18 protein-coding genes are annotated in these 15,650 nt (G+C 39.0%); 11 read left to right on the top strand and 7 right to left on the bottom strand.

The features are described 5' to 3' along the window. Window positions 1-49 precede the first annotated feature (49 nt). Both V6C71_15955 and V6C71_15950 read left to right on the top strand, forming a co-directional pair. A complete protein-coding gene (locus tag V6C71_15955; protein ID HEY9769962.1) occupies window positions 50-427 on the top strand; it encodes a hypothetical protein in 378 nt (125 codons plus the stop codon). Then, entirely contained in the window at window positions 428-895 is a 468-nt protein-coding gene (locus tag V6C71_15950; GenBank protein HEY9769961.1) for a type II toxin-antitoxin system VapC family toxin, read from the top strand. Window positions 896-1,110: 215 nt separating this feature from the next. Here the strand turns inward: V6C71_15950 and V6C71_15945 are convergent, their stop codons facing one another. Next, window positions 1,111-1,539, bottom strand: a complete 429-nt coding sequence (locus V6C71_15945; protein HEY9769960.1) for a hypothetical protein — start codon at window positions 1,537-1,539, stop codon at window positions 1,111-1,113. Next, window positions 1,539-4,820: a DUF499 domain-containing protein gene (locus V6C71_15940; GenBank protein ID HEY9769959.1), complete on the bottom strand. Its 3,282-nt coding sequence runs from the start codon at window positions 4,818-4,820 to the stop codon at window positions 1,539-1,541. Before V6C71_15940 ends, V6C71_15945 begins: the two co-directional genes overlap by 1 nt. A gap of 396 nt (window positions 4,821-5,216) precedes the next feature. Here V6C71_15940 and V6C71_15935 point away from each other — a divergent pair, with 396 nt between their 5' ends. Next, window positions 5,217-5,417: a DUF3596 domain-containing protein gene (locus tag V6C71_15935; protein HEY9769958.1), complete on the top strand. Its 201-nt coding sequence runs from the start codon at window positions 5,217-5,219 to the stop codon at window positions 5,415-5,417. A 199-nt stretch (window positions 5,418-5,616) separates the two neighbouring features. On the opposite strand, the gene V6C71_15930 is transcribed toward V6C71_15935, so the two are convergent. After that, window positions 5,617-5,976, bottom strand: coding sequence for an FAD-dependent oxidoreductase (locus V6C71_15930; GenBank protein HEY9769957.1), 360 nt, complete (start codon window positions 5,974-5,976; stop codon window positions 5,617-5,619). 200 nt (window positions 5,977-6,176) lie between these two features. Between V6C71_15930 and V6C71_15925 the strand changes: the two genes are divergently transcribed. After that, window positions 6,177-6,314 (top strand): hypothetical protein, encoded by a 138-nt coding sequence (locus tag V6C71_15925; GenBank protein HEY9769956.1) that lies wholly within the window; start codon window positions 6,177-6,179, stop codon window positions 6,312-6,314. 114 nt (window positions 6,315-6,428) lie between these two features. Here the strand turns inward: V6C71_15925 and V6C71_15920 are convergent, their stop codons facing one another. Both V6C71_15920 and V6C71_15915 read right to left on the bottom strand, forming a co-directional pair. Next, window positions 6,429-6,575, bottom strand: coding sequence for a hypothetical protein (locus V6C71_15920; GenBank protein HEY9769955.1), 147 nt, complete (start codon window positions 6,573-6,575; stop codon window positions 6,429-6,431). A 232-nt stretch (window positions 6,576-6,807) separates the two neighbouring features. Further along, window positions 6,808-7,062 carry an XRE family transcriptional regulator gene (locus V6C71_15915; GenBank protein ID HEY9769954.1) on the bottom strand — a complete coding sequence of 85 codons (255 nt, stop codon included), beginning with the start codon at window positions 7,060-7,062 and terminating at the stop codon, window positions 6,808-6,810. A 96-nt stretch (window positions 7,063-7,158) separates the two neighbouring features. Here V6C71_15915 and V6C71_15910 point away from each other — a divergent pair, with 96 nt between their 5' ends. Together V6C71_15910 and V6C71_15905 are read left to right on the top strand one after the other, a co-directional pair. Next, window positions 7,159-7,317, top strand: coding sequence for a type II toxin-antitoxin system RelE/ParE family toxin (locus tag V6C71_15910; protein ID HEY9769953.1), 159 nt, complete (start codon window positions 7,159-7,161; stop codon window positions 7,315-7,317). 174 nt (window positions 7,318-7,491) lie between these two features. Next, window positions 7,492-7,677, top strand: coding sequence for a helix-turn-helix domain-containing protein (locus V6C71_15905; GenBank protein HEY9769952.1), 186 nt, complete (start codon window positions 7,492-7,494; stop codon window positions 7,675-7,677). 70 nt (window positions 7,678-7,747) lie between these two features. Here V6C71_15905 and V6C71_15900 read toward each other — a convergent pair whose 3' ends face one another. Together V6C71_15900 and V6C71_15895 are read right to left on the bottom strand one after the other, a co-directional pair. After that, window positions 7,748-8,395, bottom strand: a complete 648-nt coding sequence (locus V6C71_15900) for a response regulator transcription factor (protein HEY9769951.1) — start codon at window positions 8,393-8,395, stop codon at window positions 7,748-7,750. Between the two features lie 126 nt (window positions 8,396-8,521). Further along, entirely contained in the window at window positions 8,522-9,727 is a 1,206-nt protein-coding gene (locus V6C71_15895) for a sensor histidine kinase (protein ID HEY9769950.1), read from the bottom strand. A 333-nt stretch (window positions 9,728-10,060) separates the two neighbouring features. Here V6C71_15895 and V6C71_15890 point away from each other — a divergent pair, with 333 nt between their 5' ends. The 5 genes from V6C71_15890 (at window position 10,061) to V6C71_15870 (ending at window position 15,635) form a co-directional block, all read left to right on the top strand. Then, on the top strand, window positions 10,061-10,414 hold the full coding sequence (locus V6C71_15890; protein HEY9769949.1) for a beta/gamma crystallin-related protein: 354 nt from the start codon (window positions 10,061-10,063) through the stop codon (window positions 10,412-10,414). A gap of 214 nt (window positions 10,415-10,628) precedes the next feature. Further along, a complete protein-coding gene (locus V6C71_15885) occupies window positions 10,629-11,063 on the top strand; it encodes a hypothetical protein (GenBank protein HEY9769948.1) in 435 nt (144 codons plus the stop codon). A gap of 839 nt (window positions 11,064-11,902) precedes the next feature. Continuing rightward, window positions 11,903-12,454 carry a DUF3455 domain-containing protein gene (locus tag V6C71_15880; GenBank protein ID HEY9769947.1) on the top strand — a complete coding sequence of 184 codons (552 nt, stop codon included), beginning with the start codon at window positions 11,903-11,905 and terminating at the stop codon, window positions 12,452-12,454. 537 nt (window positions 12,455-12,991) lie between these two features. Further along, on the top strand, window positions 12,992-13,177 hold the full coding sequence (locus V6C71_15875; protein HEY9769946.1) for a hypothetical protein: 186 nt from the start codon (window positions 12,992-12,994) through the stop codon (window positions 13,175-13,177). 247 nt (window positions 13,178-13,424) lie between these two features. Then, the gene (locus V6C71_15870; protein ID HEY9769945.1) at window positions 13,425-15,635 is read left to right on the top strand and encodes a peptidase domain-containing ABC transporter; all 2,211 of its coding nucleotides are present in this window, start codon (window positions 13,425-13,427) and stop codon (window positions 15,633-15,635) included. Window positions 15,636-15,650 lie beyond the last annotated feature (15 nt).

The raw sequence follows: 15,650 nt of genomic DNA, 5'->3' as shown, positions 1-15,650 counted from the left end.
ATCGGCATTTATTAACTTTGAATACTTATCAGTAAAGGAGTTGACCAATATGACCACAACGATAGAATTACCAAGTGGAAAAATTATCGATCTAAATCGCTTTGTTGCTTTAGTTCCCGATGAGAAGGCAGCAAACGAAAAATATCATTTAATTTTAGAAGGTTGTGAAAAAGCGATCGTTTTAGATTCCCAAGAAGCAACATCAGTTAAGGAACATCTCAAGGTGAAGTCGAAGCACAAGGCTAATGGTACGTGGGATAGAGAAGAACAATTACGCAAAAACCAACCTAAGCTGAAAAAACTGAGAGAGTGGATCGATAGCAAAAAACAAGAACCCGCATCCTCAGAAAAAGAAGCTGCTTTTGAAGAATTTAAGAAGACAATCGATTCAGAAAGACCAGTTGGACAAAAACTATACGAACACTAAATGATTGTCCTAATTGATTCTGGAGTACTTGGAAAACTTTGTAATCCGAATTCTTCACCTGAAGTAGCAGCAGCAAGAGAAAGATTATATGCCCTGTTAGCCAAAGGAGTATATATTGTCAGCAGTCAGATCTGTGATTACGAAGTAAGGCGATCGCTAATTCTGAATTCCATGAGAGGTTTGTCTTCAGAAGGAATAAATAATCTCAACAAATTAGCTGAATTTATCGATTTTCTACCTGTTAGCAACACAGTTTTAAACGAAGCTGCTAGCCTTTGGGCAGAAGCCCGTATACAAGGAGTACCCACCGCAGATAACAAAAGCCTTGATGCTGACATAATCATCTGCGCCCAGTACAAGCTGCTAGAGCAAGAATATCCAGGTAGATATATAGTTATTGCTACTACCAACGTAAAACATCTAAGTCGCTTTGCTGAAGCAAAAGAGTGGCAAGAGATTGAATTTTAAGGCGTTGGTGATTTAACGTATGACGTACAAAATGTTTCGGTTCGTAGCTGTTAGCTATTAGCTATTAGCTTTTTAAATTCAATTAAGACTTTCAAATCTCAAAAATCATACCTGGATTCACCAACGCCAATTTTAATTTCCCAATTTCAGAATAAAGTAAGAAAGGAAATTAATTTTGAATTCTACATTTTGAACTTTGAATTGAAGCGCAGCGACTAGTCTTCAAATAAAACCCTTAAAGCTTTTAAGGCATTTTTTCGCCTTCCATTAGCAATCATGGCAAACCAATAATGAGCTTCCTCATTACTCATAGCTGAAATTCCTGTTGCAATCTTGTTAATTTTCTCTGGTTGAGACAGGGGTTGCAAAACTTGAAACATAATTGCTGTTTGTACTCCCGATTCTTCCGATAAAGTATAGCAACTTTGACGTTTTGAAGAGAGGGTTTGGGGGTCGTAATTATTAGTTTTCAGTACCTGATAAATACTTTGTTTAACCAGATTTAAAGTATCACCTTTAAGGCAGCCAATTTTTTTCGCAGCAGGACGCTTTTTCTCTCCTGCTTTCTTATAAGCACATTGGTATAGTTCCAAGGCAAAATTATTGTTTTCGGTAGGAATTACTCGTAATTGAAATTCTTGCATTAGTATTTAACCTCCGCACTAAAACTGATTCTCTCTACAGGATTCCGATTAAGAGCTTGCTGGATAGTATTGAGTTCTGAACCCTCTGAGGCAATAGGTTGATCGCCAAAATCGATAATTAATTTGAGGTTTACATTGGCTTGAGTTGCTGGATTGTTGAGTAATCCATTAATTGTGCCAAAGAAGCTTTGAAATCCTTTTACTTGTCCCTGATATTCCAATTTCACAAACTGATCGTCAACTGTTTGCAGCATCGAGGTTTGTTCGATAGTTACGGGAAAACGACTCAATAAAGGAATCGTCGTTCCTAGCTTACGATAGTCAATCACTTGGTCTACTGAGATTTCCAGAGATTTGATCTCTTTGATTTTGCGATCGCCTATCAGATCGGCTAAATCATTGAAAACTTTATTAACAGTGCCATCTAATTCGATCAGGGGCGATCGATGTTCAAAGATGCTGCCAGTGATTTCATGGTCATTGCCAGGATCATAATTTCCTCCAGTAGCTTTAACCCTGCCAGATTGGGCAACAATAGCCTTAGTTTCTTGCTCTGCGGTTTCTCCGTTTCCGTAGTCAGCAACTAGGCGAAAAATAGTGTTTGCCCTAATCTTGGTTTCATATTCATCAGAAGGACGAAATTCTGAGGGGCTGTCTGCCGACGCAGGTTCGGCAGCTTGTAAGCCCCGTTGGGTTATTAAAGTACCATCCTGATGGAGACTAATCTTTAATGCTCCCTTAGCTTTCCAGCGAATCCTAACAGGTTTTTCTGTCTCTGAATTAGACATCACCTGAGCATTTAATTCAATAACTCTCGGTTCAGGTGGTTGCAGAATTCCCCGACGATATAAGATAAAGCGATCGCTAAATTCAATGGTGTCAGGAAACGTTAATGTGCCATCAGTTTTGATATAAACTTTGTCTCCAATTTTTAGATCCCACTGACCATCTTGTAAGCCATTGCGAATAGTTTCCCGTAGAGTGGTTAATTCCCCTGGGAGTAAAATATTGAGACTTAAATCCTTGGCAAACGCATCTCTTAAAGCTTTAGTTGACCAATGATCCAATCCCTTTGACCATACCTTTTGCAAAATATAAGCTGGTGCAAATGGTTGACTTGCTTTATCTTCCGCTCTAATTTTTTCGCAGTCCTTAAGCGCCTTAAGGATGACATCCTGCTGATTATTTTTACCTTTAACGGTGCTGGAGTCTTGAGGAGGTAAAGTATAGTGCATCAAACCATTGGGAGCCTTGACATCATCTTTGGCTGGATAAAATAGATGACGATAGGCATTTGTGAGAGAAATTCTTACCTCTAAGTCTTTTGCGCCTTCTCTTTCCCTAAGCTGTTTCTGCTGAGTTTCTGATAAATCTTCTAATCTGGTCTGACTCCCCAAGATATTTCGGATTGCTTGATATTCTCTAGCATTATCGATGGCTTTATCAAGTTCTTGATGATTAGCGACCAAAAACAAGAGACGATTGCGAAACACCCGAAACTTTCCTGATTCGCCCGTATTATCAAAAATCTGCTGCACTAAATCTGGGGGACTATCGGTAGACGATTTAACCGTTGCCTCATTAAAGTCAATTAAACACAAAGCAATCTCATCGGGAATATCATCTACATCTCCAGGACTTTCAGGAGCAAATACGGGAGTAAAAATTTTCTTGGCAAAAATACTATCACGACGACTTCTTAAGTAATCCTTCGCTTCAGTACGTCCTACCTGTTCTTTTTCTTCGGTAACAATTTTGTTGATTGAAGGCTCTTCTTTAAACCTAGCAAGAGTTGTAATCGGGTCATTATCTAAATACCAAGCTACTTGAGCTAATTTATCTAGTGCTTGGTCGATGAAACTTGCTTCTAATCCAGGGGTTAAAAGAGATAAGTTCAACTCTGTACGACGAATCCCTGATGAAGTACCTTGAGTCAAGGAATTTAAAAATATTGTCCGTGCCACCCAACTAGAAAACGGTGGCTTACCTGCGTCTTGCCATTGACGGTCATGGATTTGAGCATAAGCCTGTTTCCCACTAGGATTATATATATCAGCCCCAATCGGCGATCGCATTAATGAGCGTTGTAAACGAGAAGTTAAATCGTCGGTAATTTGCTTTTCTTTGCCCACAGGAATATGGTGGGGATGAATAATTGGCGTATCTTCTATTTGATTTTGCCAAAGATGCTGGACGACTTGGGCTAATAACCGTAATGCCCCCCTAGTTCTCTGAAACTCTGGTATGGAAGCAATTTTTTTAGTTAAAAGATTAAATAATTCAGGATGAAACGGATAGCTTTGAGCGATCGCTTGAGAGTAACTAGCGTCTTTGCAACCATCGGGAAGATTAACGCGAGTACTACGATAAACACTCAAATATTCAGATGCAGCTTGTGATGCAGCCTGACTATCTACACTCTTAAACAACCTTTGTTTGACAATATTGTAGACCTCAACATCAGTAGAAGGACTCAATACTCTTTCCTGTCTGGCAGAAGCACGAATCAACTCTTGCAACTCCATTGTCTCGTCTGCAAAGGTATCGGAAGCTGAAGCCAAGGAATAGACAAAAACTAAGTTATTACAAGCTCCTGCTAAATCCATCAAGGAAAATAGAAATGCTACAACCTGTTCCGCAAGATCGCTTCTGCCAATCTGTTTTGCCTTCGCTGCACGTAAATAACGGGCAATCTCATCTAAGATAATTACCGTCGGTTCACCATTTAATAATCTTTCTAAAACATCCGTACCAGGACTGATACCAGAGCGATCGCTTCCCTGTAATAATCGATACCCTTCTACTCCACCAACTTGATAAGCAATTTCTCCCCAAAGAGTCGTAGTGATGATGCCGTTAGGATGATGAATACCATTTTCGGGGTCTAAATCTCTACCATCAACTGCGGCAACTTGTACAGTGCGATCGGGAATTAAATTCGGTTCAACAAATCTTTCTAAACCTTGAATTCTGTTCCCTTCTTTACAGATATGCCATAAAGCTATCTCATCATGGGTTTTACCACCACCAAAACTAGTTTCTAGCCTGATCACAGGTGAACCTGATGACTTGCCTGTTAACCTGCTAAATACTTCACTTATAAGGGTTTTAATCCCATCTGTAGCAAAGGTATTGGCAAAGAAACTTTCACTATTCTGATATATCTGAGGGGCTTTTCCTTCTACTACAGATCGTAGTTTGGCAGCGAACAGATCGACAGAAAGTTCTCCTGCTAGTATTTCTTCTCTAGGAATACAGGTTTCAAAAATTGAAGGCAGCATATAGCAAGTCTGTTAAAAAGAACTTGTTTCTAGAATGCCCATTTGCTGTTAACAATCTTTGTAAAGGATAAAACTAGCTTTTTTTATTTGGGTGTAAATTGGGTGTAATTACAATTCAAAAATCGTGTAATAATTGCTATGAAAGGATTTGTACTAGGACTCATAAGCCGAGGGTCGGGAGTTCAAGTCTCCCCTCTGACACTTTAGAAATAGCAGTAGGTTCATTCTATATCAGGGGATTGAGAGCCTATTTACATTGCAGAATATTCCGCAATGTAATTTTATATTGGGCATTTTTAGGCAAGTTTTGGTAAATAATTGGTGTAAAAATTACTGGTAAAATTCGTTTACACCAGTTAAAATTTGAATACAAAAGTACTATTCAAGCTAATTGTTATGCAATCTAAAACTCCTAGAAAAACATCGAAGGGTTCTGTAGTAATAATTAATTCTAACAATCGATTGCAGTTGCGCTTCCAATTTGCTGGTAAGCGTCGTTATTTTTCTTTAAGGTTATCTGATACTCCGAACAATCGCAAATTTGCCGAGCTGAAGGCAGCAGAGATCGAACAAAATATTTTCCAGGAAATAATTTGACACGACCCTAGAAAAATATAAATCCGCTTCAGAAAAAGAAAAAATATCTTCAACGGTATAAAAAGCCTCAAGTCAGTCCCAGTACTTATCAAAAAGATTATAAAACATGCCGAAATCTCATTGTAGATTTGCCCACCAGTTCTTTAGATGAGGCTTTTACAATTCGAGACTGGTTATTGGATGTTTTACCAGGGCGATTTCACGTTGGTTGCCAAAGTTCTTCACAGCGATCGCGAAAAATTCCCCAACCATTCAAATTTTCTTTCGACCAGAAACGTTCGGGAAATTCTACAAACATTCTGGTAGCGGGACGATAGTTGTAACCTTCATCAAGAGCAGTTTGTTTGGAAGCGGATAGAGGATTGAAAATAATGCGCTCCAAGACTGGCAAAGGTACGGTGCAGAGTACGCAATCACCCCAATCTTCTCGTCCAGATTGAGACAATACTCGAACTCCTTGAGATGTCTGTTCGATGTCAGTAACGCGATCGCCAAGAGGAATTTTTTCAGCTAAAATATCGGCAAAAGCTAAGGGTAAACGATCTGAACCTTGGTTAATCTTTTTCTATTCCAATATCTGCGCTGCTGGTACTGCTCTGGCTAGCTCGTCCGCGGAAACTAGAGGCGTTGACCATCTTCTACTATCATATAAAGTCCTTCTTTGGGATACAAGGGTTTAAGAGGTAAGCCAAAGTATCCAACATAGGCAAGAGTCAGATTGTGATCGCCAGGAATTCTTGCTGCTCCTACTTCTACAAAATGTCCGTCGCTAAAGCGATCGCCAAACTAGAGGAACTACACCAAGCTTATCCTGGGGCTGAGATTTACTTGAATGGTGAACTGACGGTAGATTTTCCTGAAAACGTGAAGATACAGGCTCGTTTAATCATCCGATGACACTACATCCATCTGATTATGATTGCGACTAATAAAGACGTACTGATTAACTCGATGGTATTTCTTACTCGGTAAGCTCAACGGGGCGAACCCCCGCGACGCGAAGCGAGTCCTTTAGGATAAGCTTCGCCCTAAAGGACTCGCTTCGCGTCGCAAATCATGCACGGGCAACGCTTCCTCGCGCTTCTCAAACTCTTTTACCTGTTGCCATAACTTATTTGGTATCAAAACAATCCTAGTTTTACTTCCCTTACCAAACACCGTCGCTTTACCTCCGTCACCGTGTTTTTTGAAATCATCCTAAGTTAAACCGATCGCCTCACTAACTCTCAACCCACAGCCATATATTAATGAAAGCATCAGGCGATTGGCTCCGCCTAATCGCAATTGGCATTAGTAACTTTGTTCTGACTAGTCATTAATACGGACGTATTTAAAAGTGTGCATCAAAATTGGACGTTTTGATGTATTAATTAGAGAAATCCAAATTAGCTTACACTAATTCGATTCGCAGTTGACGACCCACTACCGAAGCTGCTCTGGTGATAGTTTCAATGCTCACTCCTGTCTTTTCTGGATCGAGTAGTCTATCTAATTGCGCCCTGGAGGTCTGCATCTGCTTCGCCATCTCTGTTTTAGTCAGGTTTTGTCGTTTCATCTCCTCCGCCAGCTGACGGGCTAGTACTCGTTTAATAGCGATCGCGCGTTTTGCTTCGATAGCATTCTTAAAACTCAATTCCTCACTCATGATCTGGGTCAACAAAAGAACGAACGGGAAAAGGAATTACATTTTCTGCGACTGCTACAACTTGACCAATCCCTATCTTTACCCTAATTGCGCCCAATGCCTACTATTGGAGCGAGGTGTCATAAGTTACGAATCAATGATGAAGATAAAACTTGGCGAATTATCTATCGTATAGATTCTGATGCCATCGTGATTGTGGATGTGTTTGCCAAAAAAACCAACAAAACCCCACACTCGGTTATTAAGCAATGTTAGAAAAGACTGAAGCGATATGACGAGATTTAATCTAAGAGAAAAAAGTTATGGATTCAGAAAAACGTCAGAGAATTAGAGGCTGCTGGTTGGGCTGTCGAGGATGCTAGTGATTTTCTTGATTTAACTCCTGCCGAATCCGAGCTTGTAGAATTAAAAGTTAAACTAGCTCTGTTTTTGAAACAAAAACGGAAAGATCAAAAGCTATCTCAGGCTACTTTGGCAGAATTAATGGACTCTTCTCAATCGCGAGTAGCCAAAATCGAAAAGAACGATCCATCAGTATCTTTAGAGCTAACCATTCGCGCTTTATTTATTACTGGTGTCAGCCGTCAAGAATTAGCTGCCGTAATATCACAATAATACTACCAAAGTTAAAGTCTCGATCGCGATCTAGATCGAGTTTTTTAGACGCGGGTTTTCCTGAATTTGTTCAGCAACGCCCCAGAGAATTGGCATAAATGGCGATCTGCGATCGGTTTCTTAGATTAAGACGGTTGAGAATGTGAGTAACGTGGGTTTTAACAGTTCCTTCTGTAACGTAAAGTTTTTGACCAATTTCACGATTGGTATGACCTTTACCTATTAAGGACAACACTTCTTGTTCTCTTTTAGTCAATTGACTTAATTCTGCTGCCAGGGACTTGGATTGCTCAGCATTAGGTTGGGAGACTCCTTGAAGCAATTTTTCCATCAATCCAGGACCTAATTGAGTGTAGCCACTATGAACAAGTCGAATTGCCTGGGCTAGTTCTTCGCAGGGCATATCTTTGAGTAAATAACCTTTTGCTCCCGCTTTGATAGCATCAGCAATATATTCATCGTCATCAAAAGTACTCAAAACTATTACGTTGACTTGGGGAAATTGTTGAACAATAATTCTCGTGGCTTCTCTGCCATCCATCACCGGCATTCGCACATCCATTAAAACCACATCTGGCTGTTTCTTAGCCACCAAATCAATAGCTGCTTGACCGTTATTAGCCGTACCAAGAATCTCTAAATCTTCTTCCAGTGATAACATTGCAGCTAATCCCTGACAAACAAGACTTTGATCGTCTACTAGCAAAAGGCGAATCATCTATTTTTACTACATCTGGGTAATTCTTCTTACTTACATAATAGGTTAATTAGCTATTTGGGACAAATAAAAAAAGGCAAAAAAGGCGATCGCTTTGTTTAGCAAGTAAGTTGAATTTAAATTAGCTTAAGGCGACAAGGTAATAACTCTCGATAAAGGAATTTCTACTAAAATTCGACAGCCAGCCCCTGGCGAAGTTTGAATTTGCAAGCAACCTTCAACAGCATTAATTCTTTCTTGCATACCCTGTAGTCCATATCCAGTCTTGTTTTGATTTAATTCAAATCCTTTACCGTTATCTTGAACACTTAGATATACTTTTGTTTCAATTACCTTAAGCTTAATTTCTACTTCTGTAGCTTGTGCATACTTAGCTATATTCGTCAAAGCTTCCTGGACAATACGATAAATAGTATTTTCTATTTGGGGTGATAGTTGAGGACAATGAGCAATTTTGCTACGAATAGTTAGACCAGTACCAGAACGAAGATTGTCGATTAAAGCCCAAATTTTTGATTTTAAAGGCTGTTCATCTGCCTGATCTGCTCGCAATGTGCCAACTGATTGACGTACTTCTTTCATAGCGATCGCTCCTAATTTTTGAGCTTGTGCCAGAAAAGGATGGGCTTGAGCAGGATTTTTTTGCCAGAGTTTAACCGCTGTTTGCAGTTGAATATTAAGGGATGTCAAGGCGTGTCCCAGGGAGTCATGAATATCGCGAGCGATGCGATTGCGTTCTTGTACGGCAGCAAGATCTTCAATTTGTTGGGAATAGTCCTGTAATTGTTGGTGGGCTACAGCAAGTTGTTGCTTTATTTGACGTTCAACTAGTAATTTATTGACCAGCTGCAAGACAAAAAAGATTCCTAAACCAAAAACCAAAGTCTGTGCCATCAAATGCATCATAAATTCAAACTGTTCTTCAGGCAATTCTGGTAAAGCTCGCTGGGCATAACGTAGCTCATCAAGCAAAAAAAGGATCAAGACTAAACCAGCAACTACCCAACGACCAACAGATTCAAACAAAAAACAACTACGGATAACAACAATTAAATATAAAGTAGGCAAGATATGGAGATAGCCTAATGATGTACCAATGGCAATTAAGCCGATTTCGATAGTCGTATAAATCACCCGAAAAGCAAGAGAACCATTAGGCAAAGCTAAACCCATAGAACCGAGCAAAACTAGAATTAAAATATGTTCAACCGGTATAGTTTGGTCTTGAAAAGCTTCGATGATAGCTAGAGAACCGCAACTGCCTAGCATTATCCATTCGGCGAGCAATAAAAAGCGAAAAGGATTGGGTTGAATTTTCCACCAAGAGTTCATAACTTTAGCTGGAGACAACAATTTGTTCCTTTATTAAACCCTAAATACTCATAAGGTCATAAAAAATTATCACTTTAGTGCGAAGAAATAATTGCTAACCAAGACTAAAGTTTGAGAAAGTTTTACCGAATACCTGGACAAACGTCAAAATCAATCTATTTCTTTAGCTGATGTTTATCACAAGACTTTTTTCAGATGTTTTGTTTTGCTCTAATTCATAAAATAAAAATAGTTAAAAACCAAAGCAAAAGTTCATTGACTAATTACCAATTATCTCAATAATTATTGCTTGGTAGATAACTCAAATCAACTCAAACACTTAGGAGAAAAATAATGTCTAAGATTAACAATCAGTCCAATTCTCTCTATAACATCGAATTTGTTCGAGATATTTCCTCTGAAACTGCTGCTTCTTATTCTGGTGGTGCAGTTACAGTTACAGATGTGAGTTTAACTTCTGAACCATGCAATCAAGGATTTAGCTTTAATAGCAATAAAGCAATAGAAGATTTAAGCGAATATGGTTTTGACGACGCTACTCAATTTGTTTCGATTAATAATGGTAAGACTTGGAGATTCTACGAAGATGCCAATTTTCAGGGAAATTATATAGATGTAGGACCAAATACGGCTATGGATGTTGGCGAGTTTGGATTATCAATCTCTTCTTTCCAGGCTATAGATTAGTCTAAAAAATAACGCGATTTGCTACACCATCTCCGAAAGCGATCGCACCTCATGTGAAACCACTCAATTTTATTAGGACGTATAGAATACGCTTCTACATATTTAACTGTTCTGTATTGTTTAGAGCAAATAGTCTTGAGCTGATTACTAATTATCTCAATAACTATTGCTCAGTAGATAACTCAAATCAACTCAAACACTTAGGAGAAAAAGAATGTCTAAAATTAACACTCAATCCAATTCCCTCCATAACATCGAATTTGTTCAAGATATTTCCTCTGAAACTGCTGCTTCTTATTCTGGTGGTGCAGTTTCAATTGGTGCTGCAGGGCCAACTTTTGATTCCAGTGCTATAGGTGCAGATATAGTTTTCCACAAAGACCCTAACGGGCAAGGACAGGCATTGGGTCTATCAGGTGACGTGCTAACAGCTAACGGGGCTGCTGGAGAGTTTGTTAACATTGGTGTGCTTCCTGATGGTGGGGAAACTACTTTTAACGATACCGTCTCATCAATCATAGTTAACAGGGGCACATGGCAGTTCTTTACTGATGACGGAGGTGGTGATACAGGTTTTTTAGCACCAGGAAGTTATAATCTTGGGGCTAATGATGATAGGATTACTTCCGTTAAGTTGATCCGTCTATGATATGGAAACCATACAACCTTAATAAATACCGATGACGATCGCGCCATCCATAATTTTATCTACACAACACAATATTCAAGCAAGACTCTTTCGTTTAAGGGTCTTTTTTTTCTTATTACTGTTAATTTCATATTATGACTATGACTTTAGTGATAGAAAATCTACTTGGCTAAACAACTAAAGTATTAGAGCGTATATTCATTTAGTTGATAGAGATTAAAGACCTTTGTTAGATGCTTTATTTGACTCAAAATTTTAATATAAACATGGCTAAAGACCAAAGTAAAAGTTGATTACCTAACTACTAATTATTTCAAAGACTTTTATTTGGTAAACCAAGAAAATCAACTGAAATCATTAGGAAAAAACTTATGTCTAAAAACAATAATCAATCAAAATATTTCCATAACGTTGAATGTGTTTAAGATATTTCTCCTGAATCTGCTGCTGCTATTTCTGGTGGAGCAGTAACAGTTACAGATGTGACTTTATACTCCGAATCAAACAAACAAGGATTTTGATTTGCCAGTAATAAAAAAATAGAAGATTTAAGGGAATTTGGTTTTAATGATGCTACTGGATCTATTGCTATTTTTAATGATAAAACATGGAGATTCTATGAGGATATAAATTTTGGGGGCAAATACATTGACGTAGGGCCAGGTACAACTGTTAATACTGGTGATTTTGGCAAGGAAATATCCTCTTTTAAAGCCCTGCCATAGTCCAAAGTTGTAAAAAGATCAGCTTAAAACTTTAGCAATAACTCTAATAACTGCGATCGCCCATACGAAATCTTTCCCCAGAACTGTTTAATAACAATTAACACAAGAATTTTTATGCAGAAATTTTCATGGATAAATATTAGCGTCATTGCCTCTGTAATTAGCCTAGGGCTATGCAGTGTCGCTCGTGGTAACCTTAACGACAATCCTCAAGTAACCAAAAATTTGCAAGTGCCAACTGGGCAACAACTCATACTTAAAGCTGAGGCTCAAGGAGCGCAAATTTATACTTGCAATCAGGATACAAACCCAGGATCGCAGTTTGAGTGGACTTTAAAAGCTCCTGATGCCAAGCTATTTAATTCTCAGGGCGAAGTTTTGGGAACGCATTACGCTGGCCCAACCTGGGAAGCAAACGATGGTAGTAAAATCACCGCAGGTATAAAAGCTGAGGAGATTGTCTCAAATGACTCAATTCCTTGGTTTTTGCTGCAAATAGAATCTGCTCAAGGTAATGGCAGATTGGCAAGCGTAAAATGGATTCAGCGTTTGCATACAACTGGTGGTGTAATGCCTAAAGAAAGTTGCGATCGCGATCGTCAAAATACGGAAATTGCCGTGCCTTACACCGCCGATTATTACTTCTACCGTCCCACTACTCAATGAAATTATTAGATTTAATACACTGAATTTTGCCAACTTATTCCGCAACCACACTCTAATTCTGTGACTAGAATATTTCAGCAAGGCTCTTCTCTCAAAGAGTCTTTTTTTTGTGGATGGTTTGCAGCTAATCTGGTGGCGATTTAACTATAACTAAAGTGCTATAGCCGTATATATATTTAGTTGATTAAGGTTAGGGACTTATTTCAGATGTTTTTAGTAGTTCTATTTTTTATGATCAAGATAGTTAAAAACCAAAGCAAAAGTTAATTAACTAACTACTAATTGTTTTATCAACTCTTGCCTGGTAGATAACTAAAGTAAACCCAAATTATTAGGATAAAAACAATGACTAAGATCAACAATCAGTCCAATTCTCTCTATAATTTGGAATGGAAATTTCCTCTTTAAAATCCATAACATAGTTCAACAAAACAAGCGTAGAAGTAAGCGCGATCGCGCGTTATTAAATGCGATCGCTCGTAACCTAATAAATCAATTTAATACTCAAGATCATTTAAGAAAAAATGGAGGTATAGAATGCAGATTGAGCGCGTTGGCTATTTGAGCTATGAGCTTTACAGTTTAGGATGGCAAAACGCTATACATAAAAATCTCGACCCAATCAAACATTTACTGTTTACTGCTTTGCTTTATTATCGTCGAGGCTTTACTGAAGGTTCTGCATATGTCAAAGCAAATTATTTTGCAGAAATCCTAGATTAAAATGTTTATTTGACTGAACTTAAGGAAATAGCATTGGGTGTGTTATTGAAGATTGACGCACCTTGGTTTTTTCAATTCTAACTTTAGTCATAGAGAAATTAACTTAGTTCATCTACTAAAGTCAGCAGGAATTTATCCATTAAGTCTAGGTGCAGTTCGAGACGTTTTTCAGACGTTTTTTAGGGATTTGATTTCTACTATACAGATAGTTCAAAAAACCAGATCTTAAATTACTTACTGCAAAAACATGAAACACCCAATCGTATTGCAACACAGCGAAGAAGACTGCGGGGCTGCTTGCGTTGCTACCGTTGCCAAACATTACGGACGCACCTTTGCGATTAGTCGAGTCAGAGAAGCTGTAGGTACGGGTGCTAGAGGCACTACCTTGTTAGGTTTGAACCGAGGTGCAGAGGCTTTCGGCTTTAATGTGCGTCAAGTTAAAGCAACTACAGAGATTATCGATCGCATATCTGAAATTCCTTTACCAGCTATTATTCACTGGAAAGGCTACCATTGGGTGGTTTTATACGGTAAAAAAGGCAAAAAGTACATTGTTGCTGACCCTGGCGTTGGTATTCGCTATCTGACTCGTCGTGAGTTAACCGTTGGGTGGGGCAATGGAGTAATGTTGTTACTTACTCCCGATGACAGTCGCTTTTACGAACAAGAAGAAGACCAAAAGGGAAGTTTAGGAGGCTTTGGACGCTATCTCAAAAGAGTATTACCCTATCGTTGGATTTTAGCCCAGGCGATCGCGATTAATTTTGCGGTAGGTTTGCTGTCTCTAGCTTCGCCGATCATGATGCAATTACTGACAGATGATGTTTTAGTCAGAGGAGATACTCAATTATTGGCTACAGTTGCGATCGCAGTTATCGTGATGAACGTGTTTAGAACTGTGGTTGGGCTAATTCAGTCTCACCTAATTGGTCATTTTGGGCAAAAGTTGCAGTTGGGACTAATTTTAGAATACGGACGCAAATTATTACATTTACCCCTTTCTTATTTTGAAGGCAGACGCAGCGGAGAAGTAGTTAGTCGCATTGCGGATGTCGGTGCGATTAATCGTTTGGTATCTCAAATTGTGCTTGGTTTGCCCAGTCAATTTTTTATTGCCGTGGTTTCCTTGGCAGCAATGCTATTTTACAGTTGGCAACTCAGCGTCGCTTCGATTGTTGCTTTTATTATTGTTACTCTGGTCAACTTAGTTTTTCTACCTGCCCTACGGCAAAAAACTCGCAATCAAATCATTTTGGGTACAGAAAATCAAGGCTTTCTGGTCGAAACGTTTCGCGGAGTACAGGTACTCAAAACCACTCAGGCTACACCCCAAGCTTGGCAAGAATATCAAGGTAATTATGGGCGCTTGGCTAATCTCGGCTGGAATACGATGAAACTGAGTCTTTACAGCGGTAGTATTACCAGCGTTTTGTCTAGCTTCACTTCCGTCGGTTTATTGTGGTTGGGCAGCTATCTGGTAATTCAGGGCGATCTCAGTATCGGTCAATTACTGGCATATAACGGCATGAGCGGTAATTTTCTCGGCTTTTTAGGTAGTGCCATTGGACTAGCAGATGAATTTATTACGGCACAAGTAGTCATTCAACGTTTAACAGAAGTAATTGAAGCCACTCCCGAAGATGAAAATGACTTTAAAAAACCTTGGGCAGAACTTCCAGGCGATACCGATATTATTTGTAATAATTTAAACTTTCATCATGCGGGAAGAGTTGATTTACTACAGGACTTTTCCTTAACTATTCCTAACGGTAAAGTAGTTGCTTTAATTGGTCAATCTGGTTGCGGTAAAAGTACCCTCGCTAAACTAATTGCTGGTTTATATTCAGTACAATCTGGCAATGTTCGCTACGGAATTTATAATCAACAAGATCTTTCTATAGAATGTTTGCGCCAACAGGTAGTACTTTTACCCCAAGAAGCCCACTTTTGGAGTCGTTCAATTATTGATAACTTTCGCTTCAGTTATCCCGATCTCACCTTCGAGCAAATTGTTAAAGCCTGCCAAATCGCTGGTGCTGATGAATTTATTAGCGAACTACCCGATAAATATCAAACCGTATTAGGAGAATTTGGGGCAAACCTTTCTGGTGGTCAAAAACAACGATTAGCGATCGCCAGAGCGATAGTCACCGATCCCCCAGTCTTAATTTTAGATGAATCTACTGGCGCATTAGATCCAGTCAGTGAAGCCAGAGTTTTAGAACAATTATTTGCTCATCGACGGGGCAAAACCACTATTTTAATTAGTCATCGTCCCAGAGTAATTGTCCGTGCCGATTGGGTTGTGATGCTAGAAAAAGGACAATTAAAAGTTCAGGGTACTCCCGAGCAATTGCGCTCTATTGCTGGAGATCATTTAGATTTTCTCGATGATTTTATCCCTACTAAAAGACCATTATTCGAACTTAACGGACATTCTCTCTCTCACCGCTAAATTGCTACAGCCACA

The organism is Coleofasciculaceae cyanobacterium (assembly GCA_036703275.1).
Taxonomy (GTDB): domain Bacteria; phylum Cyanobacteriota; class Cyanobacteriia; order Cyanobacteriales; family Xenococcaceae; genus Waterburya.
The sequence above is the reverse complement of the archived record's forward strand: the minus strand, read 5'-3'. Positions and strand labels throughout refer to the sequence as shown.

Excerpts from the sequence above, each read along its gene's own strand:
- V6C71_15875 (HEY9769946.1), top strand. The coding sequence starts at position 12,992 with ATGCAGATTGAGCGCGTTGGCTATTTGAGCTATGAGCTTTACAGTTTA.
- V6C71_15955 (HEY9769962.1), top strand. The coding sequence starts at position 50 with ATGACCACAACGATAGAATTACCAAGTGGAAAAATTATCGATCTAAAT.
- V6C71_15910 (HEY9769953.1), top strand. The coding sequence starts at position 7,159 with ATGCCTACTATTGGAGCGAGGTGTCATAAGTTACGAATCAATGATGAA.
- V6C71_15880 (HEY9769947.1), top strand. The coding sequence starts at position 11,903 with ATGCAGAAATTTTCATGGATAAATATTAGCGTCATTGCCTCTGTAATT.
- V6C71_15935 (HEY9769958.1), top strand. The coding sequence starts at position 5,217 with ATGCAATCTAAAACTCCTAGAAAAACATCGAAGGGTTCTGTAGTAATA.
- V6C71_15870 (HEY9769945.1), top strand. The coding sequence starts at position 13,425 with ATGAAACACCCAATCGTATTGCAACACAGCGAAGAAGACTGCGGGGCT.
- V6C71_15895 (HEY9769950.1), bottom strand. The coding sequence starts at position 9,727 with ATGAACTCTTGGTGGAAAATTCAACCCAATCCTTTTCGCTTTTTATTG.
- V6C71_15925 (HEY9769956.1), top strand. The coding sequence starts at position 6,177 with ATGTCCGTCGCTAAAGCGATCGCCAAACTAGAGGAACTACACCAAGCT.
- V6C71_15915 (HEY9769954.1), bottom strand. The coding sequence starts at position 7,062 with ATGAGTGAGGAATTGAGTTTTAAGAATGCTATCGAAGCAAAACGCGCG.
- V6C71_15885 (HEY9769948.1), top strand. The coding sequence starts at position 10,629 with ATGTCTAAAATTAACACTCAATCCAATTCCCTCCATAACATCGAATTT.
- V6C71_15950 (HEY9769961.1), top strand. The coding sequence starts at position 428 with ATGATTGTCCTAATTGATTCTGGAGTACTTGGAAAACTTTGTAATCCG.
- V6C71_15945 (HEY9769960.1), bottom strand. The coding sequence starts at position 1,539 with ATGCAAGAATTTCAATTACGAGTAATTCCTACCGAAAACAATAATTTT.
- V6C71_15940 (HEY9769959.1), bottom strand. The coding sequence starts at position 4,820 with ATGCTGCCTTCAATTTTTGAAACCTGTATTCCTAGAGAAGAAATACTA.
- V6C71_15900 (HEY9769951.1), bottom strand. The coding sequence starts at position 8,395 with ATGATTCGCCTTTTGCTAGTAGACGATCAAAGTCTTGTTTGTCAGGGA.
- V6C71_15890 (HEY9769949.1), top strand. The coding sequence starts at position 10,061 with ATGTCTAAGATTAACAATCAGTCCAATTCTCTCTATAACATCGAATTT.